Source organism: Pseudomonas hygromyciniae (assembly GCF_016925675.1).
GTDB lineage: Bacteria > Pseudomonadota > Gammaproteobacteria > Pseudomonadales > Pseudomonadaceae > Aquipseudomonas > Aquipseudomonas hygromyciniae.
The window spans coordinates 1523639-1537348 of sequence record NZ_CP070506.1; the positions used below are offsets into that span (position 1 = coordinate 1523639).

Sequence of the window (13710 nt, forward strand, 5' to 3'; positions counted from 1 at the left end):
GGAGCACCTATGAAAGTCCTCGTCGCAGTCAAACGAGTGGTCGATTACAACGTGAAAGTTCGCGTCAAGGCGGACAATTGCGGCGTCGATCTGGCTAACGTCAAAATGTCGATGAACCCCTTCTGCGAAATCGCCGTGGAAGAAGCCGTACGCCTGAAAGAAAAAGCGATAGCGACCGAAATCGTCGTCGTTTGCGTAGGGCCCGCTACTGCTCAAGAGCAACTGCGTACCGCCCTGGCGCTGGGTGCTGATCGCGCCGTACTCGTCGAATCCGCTGAAGAACTGACCTCCCTGGCCGTTGCCAAGTTGCTCAAGGCTGTTGTCGACAAGGAACAGCCGCAACTGGTGATCCTTGGCAAACAGGCGATCGACAGCGACAACAACCAGACTGGCCAGATGCTGGCTGCACTGACCGGATACGGCCAGGGCACCTTCGCTTCCAAAGTCGAAGTCAGCGGCGACAGCGTTGCCGTGACCCGCGAAATCGACGGCGGCGCGCAGACGGTTTCCTTGAAACTGCCGGCCATCGTCACCACTGACCTGCGTTTGAACGAGCCGCGTTATGCGTCCCTGCCAAACATCATGAAAGCCAAGAAAAAGCCTCTCGAAGTGCTGACTCCGGATGCTTTGGGCGTTTCCACCGCCTCTACCAACAAGACCGTCAAAGTCCAAGCGCCGGCGGCACGCAGCGCGGGTATCAAGGTCAAGTCGGTGGCTGAACTGGTCGAGAAGCTGAAAAACGAAGCGAAGGTGCTTTGAATTGGAGAGCCTGATCATGACTATCTTGGTAATCGCCGAACACGACAACAAGGTGCTGGCCCCGGCCACCCTGAACACCGTGGCTGCCGCCGCTAAAATCGGTGGCGACATCCACGTACTGGTCGCTGGTCAAGGCGCTGGCGCCGTGGCTGAAGCCGCAGCAAAAGTCGCTGGCGTGAGCAAAGTACTGCTGGCCGATAACGCTGCCTACGCGCACCAACTGCCGGAAAACGTTGCCCCTCTGATTGCTGCTCTTGGTTTAGAGGCGGGAGGCGCTGGCTACAGCCACATCCTGGCTGCTGCCACCTCCAACGGCAAAAACATCCTGCCACGGGTTGCTGCGCAGCTGGACGTTGACCAGATCTCCGAGATCGTTTCGGTCGAAAGCGCCGACACCTTCAAGCGCCCGATCTACGCCGGTAACGCCATTGCCACCGTGCAATCGACTGCTGGCGTCAAAGTCATCACCGTGCGTGCCACCGGTTTCGACCCAGTTGCCGCCGAAGGTGGTTCGGCTGCCGTTGAAGCGGTGGCTGCTGCTCACGATGCTGGCACTTCCAGCTTTGTTGGCGAAGAACTGGCCAAGTCGGACCGTCCTGAGCTGACCGCTGCCAAGATCGTCGTTTCCGGCGGGCGTGGCATGCAGAACGGTGACAACTTTAAGCACCTGTACGCCCTGGCCGACAAGCTGGGCGCGGCAGTCGGCGCTTCGCGCGCGGCAGTCGACGCAGGCTTCGTACCCAACGATATGCAGGTCGGTCAGACCGGCAAGATCGTTGCGCCACAGCTGTACATCGCAGTCGGTATCTCCGGCGCGATCCAGCATTTGGCCGGTATGAAAGATTCCAAAGTGATCGTTGCGATCAACAAGGACGAAGAAGCCCCGATCTTCCAAGTGGCTGATTACGGCCTGGTGGCGGACTTGTTCGAGGCGGTTCCCGAGTTGAGCGCTAGCCTGTAGATGGCTCATGCAGGCGCGATCAGTTGCGCGCCTGCATGGCCCATGGCGATCAGGCGCCCAGGCTTTCGATGTCCCTGGCCAACATCACCAGTTGATGCGCCAGGGAGCTTTGCAGGGTGTCGGTAGGCAGCTGGAACTTCGGCGCGCCACAGGTCAGGGCCATGATGCTGCCGTCGGCCAGGCGCAGCGGAACGCCTGCGGCGTTGACGTTGCGGTCCCACTCGCCGAGGGACAGGCAAAAACCGAATTCTTCATACTCGCGGAACGACTCGTTCAACGAGATCTCCAGGGCCGGCCATTCGTCACCGGCTTTCTTGGCTATTTCGCCGATCAGATGCGCCCGCTCGTTTTCCGGCGTGGCGGCCAGGTAGGCGCGACCTGCGGCAGTGGTGCTCAGCGGCAGGCGCACACCGGCTTCCATACGCAGGCTGGCGACGTCGGGTGGGCGGCAGCTTTCCACGTAGATCATCGACAGGCGGTCGCGGCAGGTGAGGCCAACGGTGGTGTTGGTGCGCCGTGCGAACTCGTCCATCAGCGGCTTGCCCAGCTGGCGCACCCGCAGGTTGTTGACGTAGGCGTAACCCAGGGCCAGCACCCCGGAGTCGAGTTGGTACTTTTCCACGTCCTGGTTGTAGCTCAGGTAGCCAAGCTGCGTCAGGGTGTAGGTCAGGCGCGAAACCGTGGGCTTGGGCAGGCCGGTAATCCGCGCAATGTCCTGGTTGCCACGGGTGACGTTGCCGTGGGTGAACGCGCGCAGCACTTCGAGACCGCGACTCAGGGCTTCGACGAATTTCCGGTCCTTGGGTTCGTTCTCGGGCGTTTCGATTTCTTCAGTCATGGAGGCTCGTGTGGGCAGCGGACAGGCAGTGGAAGAGGTTAGTCGATAATGCCCGGCAGTGTGGGCAGTAACCGTCGCGATTTCAATGCAACGACTTATATAGTCGCGCAAAGTGGCAGCATAGCGGAATCTCGTTCCGCTAGTGGATCCATTGCACGACCCACGACAGGGCCAGCAACACCGGAATGGCGATCAGCGCGAAACGGCCATTCCAGGTGAGGACAATCGTCCACGCCGAGGTGCCAGCCGTGCGCGCCAGGATCAGCACCGCAGGCCCAAAGGGCGAGAGCAGCATCGCCAGGGAAAACGCGCAGACCAGGCTGACGGCAGGCCCCAATGGGTTGACGCCGGCCACCTGCAATTGGGCGAGCAAGCCGGCACAAATGCTCAGGGTGATAATCGGCGCAATGCCGACCAGAGCGAGCCCGACTACACCCAGCAGCGCCATGCATTGCAGCCAGAAAACCTGTGACGAGCCGCCCAGCAACGGCACCAGTTGCTCCAGGGAAACCAGTTGATTGAACAGCGCACCGAACAGCGCCGAGCAGCCAAATATAAAGACCTCATTGCGCATGCCCGCCAGATGCTCGGCCAATTCGTCGTAGGCCTTGCGCGGGCTTTCGAGGAACAGCCAGCCACTGACCAGTAGCGGTACCACCATCAGCGACGCCTGGGTGATGTTCAGCCAACTCAGGCTGGCCAGCGCCACAATTGCACCGATGCCCACGGCGGTGCCGAGCGCCAGTGGGTTGAGAGACGCGGCGGGGATTTCGGGTGATTCGTCGACCAGGGTCTGCAAGTGGCGGTTTTCCGTGCGTGCGCCAATGAGCATGAGCAGCACCGTGGCGATCACTCCGTAAGGCAGCAGGTCGGCCCAGGCCAGGCTCGGCACTTCACGGGTGATGATCGCCACGACAATACTGGTCGGCGCAACCAACGGCACCAGGGCAAAACCGCGAATGGCAGCGGTCAGCACGCCGCGCTGGCCATCACGCCGGCCCGGATGATCCGGCGCAAACGGCTGCAGGTAGCTGTGCAGGGTCGAGCACATCAGGTTGAGCATGCCGAAACTGAGGATTGACCCCAGCCCCAATGCGGCCAGCAGATAGCGCGGATAGAGCAGCGAACGTGGTCCACGCAACAGAAAACCATGCACCTCCCGCAGTGCCGGCAGGCGCTTGACCAGGCAGCCCATCAGCCCCAATCCACCAATGAACGCTGCGTAATAAGCGCCGGCGCTGCTCATGCGCTGGACGGCGGGCAGATCCAGCGGGGCCTTGACCAGCCAGATCGCGAGCAACACCAGCGTCGCCAGGCCCAGGCGCCGAGGGTAGGGCATGAGCGACTGCCAGTGGCGGATAAAAAACAACCCGAACAGCAGCGCCGCGATCAGGCTGAACGCACTGGTACGCGTGCCCAGGGCAACCAGTTCGCAGAGCAGGGCCAGTGGCAGCAGGCGTGTCAGTTTCACGCGGGCAGGCGGCGCAGGCGGCTACGCTTGAACACACCTTCGGCGCTGGCCAACAGGTGGTCCTCGGCATCGAGCACATCACACGCGGCCATGTAGATTTTCGGCCCGCCGCCCCGGACCCGGGCGATGACCCGAACCCGACTGCCCGCAGGGGCGGGAGCCATGTAATTGATGTTCAGTGACAGGGTCAGCGACAAGCGCCACAGGTCCGGGTCGATGTTCCAGGTGCCACACATGCCCAGCGCCGCGTCGGCCATGGCGGCAATCACACCGCCGTGCAGGTTGCCGGCTTGGTTGAGGTGCTCGGGGCGCACCTGCAGCGCGATGATGGTTTGCGCCTGGCCGTATTCAACCAGATCAAGGCCCAGGTACGCGGCGAATCCACTGAACAGGCCTTGCAGGTCGGCGGGTGGTGAGACGGTCATGGTGTGTTCTCTTTTTGTTATGGGGTGAACGGCGGCACTTGCTATGCACGGTATGTTCCGCAAAGAGCCTTTTTTAGATTGAAGTTGAGCCTGACAATAATTAGTATTCTAGTCAATATGGAATTAGGTTCTGCACAGCGAAACATAAAATCGGAGAAGCCATGTTTTCACGTATCGGTGTGATTGGCAGCGGCGCCATGGGCCGTGGCATTGTTCAAGTGTTTGCGACGTCAGGCTGCGAGGTGCTGCTGTATGACGTGCGCCCTGAAGCGGTCGAACAGGCGCTGAGCTTTAACAAGGACCTGTTGGCGCGCCAGGTGGCCAAGGGCAAGCTCAGCCCCGAGCAGTTGGAACAGACCCTGGCGCGCATGCAGCCCGCCGCCAGCCTGGAAGCCTTGGCCGGTTGCGATCTGTTGATCGAAGCCATCGTCGAGAACCTGGAGGCCAAGCAAGGGCTGTTTCGCCAGTTGGAAGCCATCGTTGCGCCGAGCGCGGTGCTGGCGACTAACACGTCTTCGCTGTCCGTCACGCAGATCGCCAGCGGATGCCAACACCCCGAGCGGGTTGCCGGTTTTCACTTCTTCAACCCCGTACCGCTGATGAAGATCGTCGAGGTGGTGCGCGGTGAACGTACCCAGGTGCAGGTGGTGGAGCGTCTGTGTGCGCTGGCCGAGGCAGCAGGCCACTTTGCAGCGCAGACCCCAGACACGCCGGGCTTTCTGGTCAACCATGCCGGTCGTGCCTATGGCACTGAAGCGTTGCGTATCCTTGGCGAGAACATTGCCGATGTCGAGCAGATCGACCGCATCTTGCGCGATGGCCCGGGGTTTCGCATGGGGCCGTTCGAGCTTTTTGACCTCACCGGCCTGGACATCTCCCATGGCGTGATGGAGTCGATCTACGCGCAGTTTTATGGTGATCCACGTTATACCCCGTCTTACCTGGCGGCCCAGCGGGTGGCCGCAGGTTTGCTGGGGCGCAAGAGTGATGGGCATGGTTTTTACCGCTATGTCGATGGTCAGCAACTGCGTTCGCCGCAGCCCCAGCGCGCACCTGTACCGGTTGATCGTTGTTTCTGGCTCGACAGCCAGGATGCGCAGGTAAGGGGCGAAGTGGCGGCCTTGCTCGCAGCCGGCGGGGCGATTCTCGAAGCGGGCGCTCAACCGTCTGCCGACGCAATCTGCCTGATAACCCCGCTGGGGGAAGATGCCACCAGCGTGATCGCGCGCCAAGGGTTGCCCGCCGAGCGCACCCTGGCCCTGGATACCTTCTGCGACTTCTCCAAACGCCTGGTGTTGATGCGCCAGCCTGCGCTGGACCCGGCATTCGAAGCCCAGGCGGTTCAGGCCTTGGGCAGCAACGGGGTACCGGTGGAAGTGATCAATGACTCACCCGGTTTCATCATTCAGCGGGTCGTGGCAAGCGTGGCCAATCTGGGCGCGGAAATCGTCCAGCGCGGCATCGCCACCCCGGCCACCCTCGACCGCGCGGTGATGCTGGCGCTGGGTTATCCGCGTGGCCCACTGGCTTTGGCCGAGTTCTATGGCGCAGACAAAATCCTCGCGGTGCTGCGTGGCATTCAAGGCTGCTATGAGGAGCCGCGTTATCGTCCCAGCCCCTGGCTGCGTCGCCGGGTCCAGTTGGGCCTGAGCCTGCAAACTCCCGATCAACCCTCTGCCGTGCAGGAGCAATAACCATGTCCGCTTATATCTATGATGGCCTGCGTACACCTTTTGGCCGCAGCGCCGGCGCCTTGGCCAGCGTGCGCCCCGATGACTTGCTGGGTGAGGTCATCCGCGCCTTGGTGGCGCGTAGCCCGTTCGCTGCCCAGGACTATGAAGACGTCGTGGCGGGCTGTGCCTGCCAGGCCGGTGAAGATGCGCGCAACGTTGCCCGCAATGCGGCATTGCTCGCGGGGTTGCCATTGACCACCGGTGGTTTGACGGTCAACCGCTTGTGCGGCTCGGGGCTGGCGGCGGTGCTGGATGTGAGTCGGATGATCCGGTGCGATGAAGGCCAGCTGTTTATCGCCGGCGGCACCGAGAGCATGAGTCGTGCGCCGTTTGTCGTCGGCAAGAGTGAGGCGGCGTTTTCCCGGGCGTTCCAGGTCTTCGACAGCAGCATCGGTGCGCGTTTTCCCAACCCGCGTATCGAGGCTGAATTCGGCGCCGACAGCATGCCGCAGACCGCCGATAACATTGCGCACGATCTGGGCATCAGCCGTGGCGACAGTGATGCATTCGCGGCGCGCAGCCAGGCGTTGTATGCCAAGGCGCTGGCCGAGGGCTTTTACGAGGAGGAACTGCTGCAGGTCTTGGTCCCCCAAGGGCGCAAGCTGCCGCCCAAGGCGGTGGTCGCCGATGAGCACCCACGGCCGAGCACCGATGAGCCAGCGCTCTCCCGTCTGGGGGCGCTGTTCGAGGGTGGCGTGGTCACGGCAGGTAATGCCTCGGGGATCAACGATGGCGCGGCGGCGCTGATTATGGGCAACCGCGCTATCGGTGAGCGTCACGGGCTCAAGCCACGGGCACGGATCGTGGCCGGTGCGGTCGCGGGTGTTGCGCCACGGGTGATGGGCCTGGGGCCGGTACCGGCGATTCGCAAGGTCCTGGCGCGAGCCGGGCTCAGCCTGGCGGATATGGATGTGATTGAAATCAATGAAGCCTTCGCCACCCAGGTACTGGGGTGCGCCAAGGAGTTGGGCCTGGCCTTTGACGACCCACGCTTGAATGCCCAGGGCGGTGCCATCGCCATTGGCCACCCGCTGGGCGCCTCCGGTGCCCGCTTGGCCCTGACGGCCTTGCGCAGCCTGGAGCGCCAACAAGGGCGCTACGCGTTGGTGAGCCTGTGCATCGGGATTGGTCAGGGCATTGCTTGCGTGATCGAGCGGCTTGACTGAAACCACTGCATGCAAATGCGGACTTGTTGTGGCGAGCGGGCTTGTCGGAACGCCGCATCGCCCGCGCTGGGTGGCGGAGCCGCCCCAAAACCTGCCGGCTCGGTATGTCTGAAACAACCGCGGTGCCTGGAGTGGGGCTGCTACGCAGCCCAGCGCGGGGCAAGCCCGCTCGCCACAGGGTAGGTCGTCAGTTTCAGACCTATGGTTATCCCAGGCAAGCCAGCTCCCGCATGTGATGGGGGGTGTGCCCAAGACTCTGCGCCTGGCACAGATCCCTTGTGGGAGTGGGCTTGCCCGCGAAGGCGGCGGGTCAGAAAAATAGATTTTGACTGACCCACCGCTTTCGCGAGCAAGCCCGTTCCCACACAGATGCCGCTTCGCACGCTGGTTCTGCGTCAGACCACCTCGAACAACCCCGCAGCCCCTTGCCCGCCGCCGATGCACATGGTCACCACCACATACCTGGCGCCGCGTCGTTTGCCTTCGATCAGGGCATGGCCGGTCAGGCGTGAGCCGGTGACGCCATAAGGGTGGCCGATGGAGATGGAGCCGCCGTTGACGTTCATCTTCTCCAGGGGAATGCCGAGCTTTTCCCGGCAGTAAATCACCTGCGAGGCGAAGGCTTCGTTGAGCTCCCACAAGTCGATATCGTCGATCTTCAGGCCGTTGCGCTTGAGCAGGCGCGGGATGGCGTAGACCGGGCCAATCCCCATTTCGTCCGGCTCGCAACCGGCTACGGCAAAGCCGCGGAAAATCCCAAGCGGTTCGAGGTTATTGCGTTCGGCGTAGAGGCTGTCCATGACCAGGCACACCGATGCCCCATCGGACAATTGGCTGGCATTGCCCGCCGTGATGAACTGCCCGGCACCGCGCACCGGCTCCAGCAGGGCCAGGTTTTGCAGGGTGGTGGAGGGGCGGTTGCATTCGTCCTGGGTGAGGGTGACGGGCTGCTCGCTGACCTCGCCGCTGTGTTTGTCCTTGACCAGCATTTGCGTGGTGAAAGGGACAATCTCGGCATCAAACAAACCGGCAGCCTGGGCGGCGGCGGTGCGCTGTTGGCTGAGCAGGGCGTATTCGTCCTGGGCCTGGCGGCTGATGTTGTAGCGATGGGCAACGATGTCGGCGGTTTCGATCATCGACAGGTAAAGCTCGGGTTTGTGCTCCAGCAGCCAAGGGTTCTGACTGCGATAGCTACTGAGCTTGTCGTTTTGCAGCAGGCTGATGGATTCCACGCCGCCGGCGATCATCGCCGGGACTTTCTCCGACACGATACGCTGCGCCGCAAGCGCGATGGCTTGCAGCCCCGAGCTGCAAAAGCGGTTGATCGACAAACCCGCGGTGGTGGTAGGCAACCCGCCACGAATGGCTGCCAGGCGTGCCATGTTCTTGCCCTGGGCGCCTTCCTGGAACGTCGCACCCAGGATCACATCTTCAATCAGCCCCGGATCAATCCCGGCACGGGCCACGGCCTGTTGGATCACATGCCCGGCCAGGTCGATGCTGTGGGTGTTGTTCAGGGCGCCCCGGTAGGATTTGCCCAGGGCGGTGCGCGCGGTGGAGACAATAACGGCGTCAGACATCAATCAGCTTCCTGTGCCAGTAACGGTGGGGGTGTGGGCGGCCCATTCTTCATCCTGCAATTGGCGCCAGAGCAGTTTGCCGGTACCGGATTGCGGCAGATGCTCGCGAAACTCAATGGTGACCGGGACTTTGTAGGCCGACATGTTGGCCTTGCACCACTCGATGATGTCGCTGGCCGTGGTGTCCTGTTGTCCGGGGTGCAGGGTCACCAGGGCTTTGACCGCTTCCCCTCGGCGTGCGTCGGGGGAGGAGATGACGCAGCACTGCTTGATCGCCGGATGGCGGTACATCAGGCTTTCGACTTCCGAAGGCCAGACCTTGTAGCCGGAAGCGTTGATCATGCGTTTGATGCGGTCGACCATGAAGAAGTAGCCGTCTTCATCGTAGTAACCGAGGTCGCCGGTACGTAGGAAACGTTTACCTTCCAGTTCGATAAAGGCTTTTTCGGTGTCCTGCGGGAGTCGCCAGTAGCCTTTGAACACCTGCGGGCCGCGGCAGACAATTTCGCCCACTTCGTGGGGCGCCAGCTCCAGGCCGGTGGTGCTGTCGATCACGCGCGAGTCTACGTCGAACGCCGGAATGCCCAGGCATTGGGATTTGCTGCGCGCCTTGGGGTTCATATGGGTCGCGGCCATGGTTTCGGTCATGCCGTAACCTTCGATGTAGTCCAGGCCCAGCGACTGCTTGAGCTTGTCCTTGACCGGGCCGGGCATCGCCGCGCCGCCGCCGCCAATGTAGTTGAGGCTCGACAGGTCATAGCGGTCGAGCCCGTCCTGGGTCAGGAAATCTACGGCCATGGTGACGATATTGGACCAGTTGCTGACGCGATAACGCTGCATTAACTGTGCGGCGACTTCACGGTTCCAGCGGGTCATGAGCACCACACAGGCGCCACTGAAAATCGGCCCGTTCATCGACGATTGCATACCGGCGACATGGAACAGCGGCAGGGTGGTCAGCACCACGTCTTCGCAATTGCGGTTGGTCCAGGCCTGGCGGTGCACCGTCGTCGCCATCACTGACCCATGGGTATGCAGGCAGCCCTTGGGCACGCCGGTGGTGCCTGAGCTGTAAGGCATCACACAGTGATCGTCGGCGCCACTCAGGTGTGGGCCGGGGCGTTGCCCGCAATCGAGGGCTGCCTGCCAGCGCGTCACCCCCGGCACTGTTGCTGTTTCAACCGGGGCCAGCAGCTCGGGCGGCAGGGGCAGGTCGGTGGGCGTGCGCAGGTACTCGGAGTAAGCCGTGGTCAGCACGTGGCGCAGCTTGAAGCGGCCGAGCAGCGGCGTGACAAACGGCGCGAGATCCTGGGCGCAGACGACGATCTCGCCGTCCGTATCGTGCAGGTAGTGTTCCAGTTCGCTGGCGCGGCTCATGGGGTTGAGCGGTACCACCATGGCATCGGCGCGCAGGGCGGCGTAGTAGGTGATGATGAATTGCGGCGAGTTCTGCATGAACAGCAGGACCCGGTCGCCGCGCTTGATCCCCTGGGATTGGAAATACCCGGCCAATCGCTCGACCTCATCGAGCAACTGGGCGTAGCTGATGAGGGTGTCGTAGTAAATGATCGCGGTCTTTTGCGGATAACGCCGGGCAGAGATTTCCAGGTTACAGAACAGGCTGGTATCCGGCAGTGTCAGGTGGTGGGGCGCACCCTCCGGCCAATGGGGCAGGTGACGGTTGAACATTCTAAAACCCTATTGTTATGAGTCTGGGTTAATCGATATGCGTGCGGCATGGCAGTGCCATCTCGCTGGAGATTTGCATGCAATGCGCTTGGATGTCAAATATATGGAATCATGTTTCGCTATGCGGAACTATTGATCGGCTATTCGTAAGCCCTCGAAGTCTGCGGGGCGTTTGTCGAAGAAGGCTGCAATGCCCTCGGCGGCCTCATCGTCCCCCATGGACACCACCATATGGCTGGCCTCCAACTCCAACTGCTGTTCCAGGGTCGTGCTGCTGGCCTGGCGGCACAGGGTCTTGATTCGCGCCATGGCTCGCTGTGGGCCTGCGCCAACTCGGCTTGCCAGGGTGATGGCTGCGGGGAGCGCGTCGCCGGGTTCGGTCAGCACATTGACCGCGCCCAAGGCATGCAAGCGCTCACCGCTGATACGCTCACCTGTCAGGCACAGCTGCGTCAGCACCTGGCGCGAGACAAACTCGGCGAGGAACGCCGTGGCGCCACCATCTGGAGTGAGGCCGACCTTGACGTAGGCCACCGAAAACGAAGCGTTACGCGCAACCACCAGCATGTCGCAAGCCAACGCAATCGACAGGCCGGCCCCGGCGGCGGCGCCTTCGACGGCGGCAATCACCGGCTTGCTGCAATTTTGGATCGCACGGATCAGGTCATGCAGGCCTTCAAGATTGACCCGTCGCGCTGCTGGCGTCATGGCCCGGCGTAATGCCAGGCGCTGCAGATCGCCGCCGGCGCAAAAGTGGCCGCCAACCCCGGTCAGCACCACGGCGCCAATGGCCGGATCCGCCTCGGCCTGGGCCAGGGCCTGGGGCAATGCTGCATAGAACTCGGGGGTGAGCGCATTACGTGCAGCGGGGTTGTTATTGGACAGCACCAGGACAGCGCCTTCACGGCCCACAAGAATCGGTTCACGCATGGTTTCACCTGTTGTGCTCAGCGGCGGATTATCCGAAGGATTATCGGAATGCAAGGCTTCGTTGACAATCACAGCCCTGATTGACAGGCTGTTCAAAATTCTTTGACAGTGATCCCCATGGACCTCAAGTCGCTTACCTTGCTGGTCGAAATCATCGATGCGGGCAACCTCAGCGAGGCCGCACGGCGACTCAAAGTCAGCCGGGCCAATATCAGCTACCACCTCAGCCGCCTGGAGCAGTCCATCGGTTTGCAACTGGTGCGGCGCACGACGCGGCGCATTGAGCCGACCGAGATCGGTCTGCGCCTGTATGAGCACGGGCGAGCGATTCGCAATGAACTAATGGCGGCGCAAGAGTCGATCTCGTCGCTGGGGCAGAGCCTGCAGGGCAGGGTGCGGGTGAGTGTGCCCAGCGGTTATGGCCAATGGGTGATGGCCGACTGGCTGCTCGACTTCAAGCGGCTGTACCCGGGGATCGTGCTGGATGTGATGTTCGAAAATCGCGTCGAAGACCTGATGCGCGATGAAGTGGATATCGCAGTACGGGTCATGTCCGAGCCGCCGCAAAACCTGGTGGCGCGGGACATGGGCGTGTTGCGTTATGTGGCCTGTGTATCGGCGGCCTATGCCCGGGAACATGGCGTGCCCGGACAACTGAGCGACTTGCGCACCACGCCGCTGATTACCGCGGCGGTGGTCGGCCGACAGTTGCGCGTTGCGGCATACCTGGACGATGAGCGCCATGAGGTACTGCTGGAGCCCACGCTGATTTCAGAGAACTTCCTGTTTCTGCGCCAAGCGGTATTGGCCGGGCTGGGCGTAGGGCTGGTGCCGGACTACCTGGTGCAGGACGACGTACGCCAGGGCACGCTGGTGACCGCACTGGACGCCTGGCGGCTGAGCATCTTCGGCACCAACATGTATATGCTCTACATGCCTGATCACCATCACACCCGCGCGACATCAACTTTCATCGACTTCATGCTCGCCCGGGCCAGAACCACGGAGATAGACTGCGCCCCATGTCCATCCAACACGCACTCCTGACCTCGCTCCTGGAAAAACCCTCGACGGGGTATGAGTTGGCCAATCGGTTCGACCGCTCCATGGGGTACTTCTGGCAAGCCACCCATCAGCAGATCTATCGCGAACTGGGGCGTATGGTCACTGCCGGCTGGCTCATGGCCCAGGACTGCCCCGAGGCCGACAAGCGGCGCAAAAAAACCTACCAGGTGCTGCCTGCGGGGCGCGAAGAACTGCGGCGTTGGGCCGCCGAACCGCAAGACTCGGGGGACCAGAACCAGGCACTGCTGATCAAGCTACGTGCCGAGGCGGTAATCGGGCCGTTGGGCCTGCGTGAGGAAGTGCTGCGCCTGATCAAGCAACACCAGGCACTGCTTGAGACGTATCGGCAGATCGAGCAGCGCGACTTTTCATCTGCATCGTTGACCCGCGCACAGCGCCTGCAATACGTGGTGCTGCGGCGCGGAATCATGATCGAAGAAAGCTGGCTGGCCTGGGCGGACGAGTTACTGCCATTGATTGAGGCTTGAGGCCAGGCAGGGGTCGACTTCCCCCAAACTGAAATCCCCGCCCCACCACCAATCCCTGTGGGAGCTGTCGAGCTTTAGCGAGGCTGCGATGGCGGCAGTCCAGCCACTGAAGATGTCGCCTGCTCCACCGCTTTCGCAGCCTCGCCAGGGCTCGACAGCTCCCACACTTGATCTTCATCCAGCCTGAAATCCCGGACCCGCCGCCAATCCCCTGTGGGAGCTGTCGAGCTTTAGCGAGGCTGCGATGGCGGCAGCACAGCTAACAAAGAGTCCACCTGACCCACCGCTTTCGCAGCCTCGCCAGGGCTCGACAGCTCCCACACTTGATCTTCATCCAGACTGAAACCCCGGCCCCACCACCAATCCCTGTGGGAGCTGTCGAGCTTTAGCGAGGCTGCGATGGCGGCAGTCCAGCCACTGAAGATGTCGCCTGCTCCACCGCTTTCGCAGCCTCGCCGGGGCTCGACAGCTCCCACACTTGATCTTCATCCAGACTGAAATCCCGGCCCCACCACCAATCCCCTGTGGGAGCTGTCGAGCTTTAGCGAGGCTGCGAAGGCGGCAGCACAGCTAACAAAGAGTCCACCTGACCCACCGCTTTCGCA

General features: G+C 62.2%; 12 protein-coding genes. 6 read left to right on the forward strand and 6 right to left on the reverse strand.

All coding sequences use genetic code 11. From position 1 onward, the window contains the following. Positions 1-9: 9 nt before the first annotated feature. Both JTY93_RS06690 and JTY93_RS06695 read left to right on the forward strand, forming a co-directional pair. Positions 10-759 (forward strand): electron transfer flavoprotein subunit beta/FixA family protein, encoded by a 750-nt coding sequence (locus JTY93_RS06690; RefSeq protein WP_205518982.1) that lies wholly within the window; start codon positions 10-12, stop codon positions 757-759. Between the two features lie 16 nt (positions 760-775). Further along, positions 776-1720, forward strand: coding sequence for an electron transfer flavoprotein subunit alpha/FixB family protein (locus tag JTY93_RS06695; RefSeq protein ID WP_205518983.1), 945 nt, complete (start codon positions 776-778; stop codon positions 1718-1720). 49 nt (positions 1721-1769) lie between these two features. Here the strand turns inward: JTY93_RS06695 and JTY93_RS06700 are convergent, their stop codons facing one another. The 3 genes from JTY93_RS06700 to JTY93_RS06710 form a co-directional block, all read right to left on the reverse strand. After that, positions 1770-2558 (reverse strand): IclR family transcriptional regulator, encoded by a 789-nt coding sequence (locus JTY93_RS06700; protein WP_029299054.1) that lies wholly within the window; start codon positions 2556-2558, stop codon positions 1770-1772. A 139-nt stretch (positions 2559-2697) separates the two neighbouring features. Beyond that, positions 2698-4029 (reverse strand): hypothetical protein, encoded by a 1332-nt coding sequence (locus tag JTY93_RS06705; protein ID WP_240357274.1) that lies wholly within the window; start codon positions 4027-4029, stop codon positions 2698-2700. Beyond that, positions 4026-4454 (reverse strand): PaaI family thioesterase, encoded by a 429-nt coding sequence (locus tag JTY93_RS06710; RefSeq protein WP_205479996.1) that lies wholly within the window; start codon positions 4452-4454, stop codon positions 4026-4028. The genes JTY93_RS06705 and JTY93_RS06710 overlap by 4 nt, the downstream gene beginning before the upstream one ends. Before the next feature lie 161 nt (positions 4455-4615). Here JTY93_RS06710 and JTY93_RS06715 point away from each other — a divergent pair, with 161 nt between their 5' ends. Both JTY93_RS06715 and JTY93_RS06720 read left to right on the forward strand, forming a co-directional pair. After that, a complete protein-coding gene (locus JTY93_RS06715) occupies positions 4616-6148 on the forward strand; it encodes a 3-hydroxyacyl-CoA dehydrogenase (RefSeq protein WP_205479998.1) in 1533 nt (510 codons plus the stop codon). Positions 6149-6150: 2 nt separating this feature from the next. Then, a complete protein-coding gene (locus JTY93_RS06720; protein WP_205480001.1) occupies positions 6151-7353 on the forward strand; it encodes a 3-oxoadipyl-CoA thiolase in 1203 nt (400 codons plus the stop codon). A 395-nt stretch (positions 7354-7748) separates the two neighbouring features. Here the strand turns inward: JTY93_RS06720 and JTY93_RS06725 are convergent, their stop codons facing one another. The 3 genes from JTY93_RS06725 to JTY93_RS06735 all read right to left on the reverse strand — a co-directional run bounded on the left by JTY93_RS06725 (position 7749) and on the right by JTY93_RS06735 (position 11552). After that, entirely contained in the window at positions 7749-8933 is a 1185-nt protein-coding gene (locus JTY93_RS06725) for an acetyl-CoA C-acyltransferase (RefSeq protein ID WP_205480003.1), read from the reverse strand. A gap of 3 nt (positions 8934-8936) precedes the next feature. Then, a complete protein-coding gene (locus JTY93_RS06730) occupies positions 8937-10622 on the reverse strand; it encodes a long-chain-fatty-acid--CoA ligase (RefSeq protein WP_205480012.1) in 1686 nt (561 codons plus the stop codon). Between the two features lie 129 nt (positions 10623-10751). Then, on the reverse strand, positions 10752-11552 hold the full coding sequence (locus JTY93_RS06735; protein ID WP_205480014.1) for an oxepin-CoA hydrolase, alternative type: 801 nt from the start codon (positions 11550-11552) through the stop codon (positions 10752-10754). A 117-nt stretch (positions 11553-11669) separates the two neighbouring features. Here JTY93_RS06735 and JTY93_RS06740 point away from each other — a divergent pair, with 117 nt between their 5' ends. After that, a complete protein-coding gene (locus tag JTY93_RS06740) occupies positions 11670-12599 on the forward strand; it encodes a LysR family transcriptional regulator (protein WP_205480017.1) in 930 nt (309 codons plus the stop codon). Continuing rightward, the gene (locus tag JTY93_RS06745; RefSeq protein ID WP_169993513.1) at positions 12575-13105 is read left to right on the forward strand and encodes a PadR family transcriptional regulator; all 531 of its coding nucleotides are present in this window, start codon (positions 12575-12577) and stop codon (positions 13103-13105) included. The genes JTY93_RS06740 and JTY93_RS06745 overlap by 25 nt, the downstream gene beginning before the upstream one ends. Positions 13106-13710 lie beyond the last annotated feature (605 nt).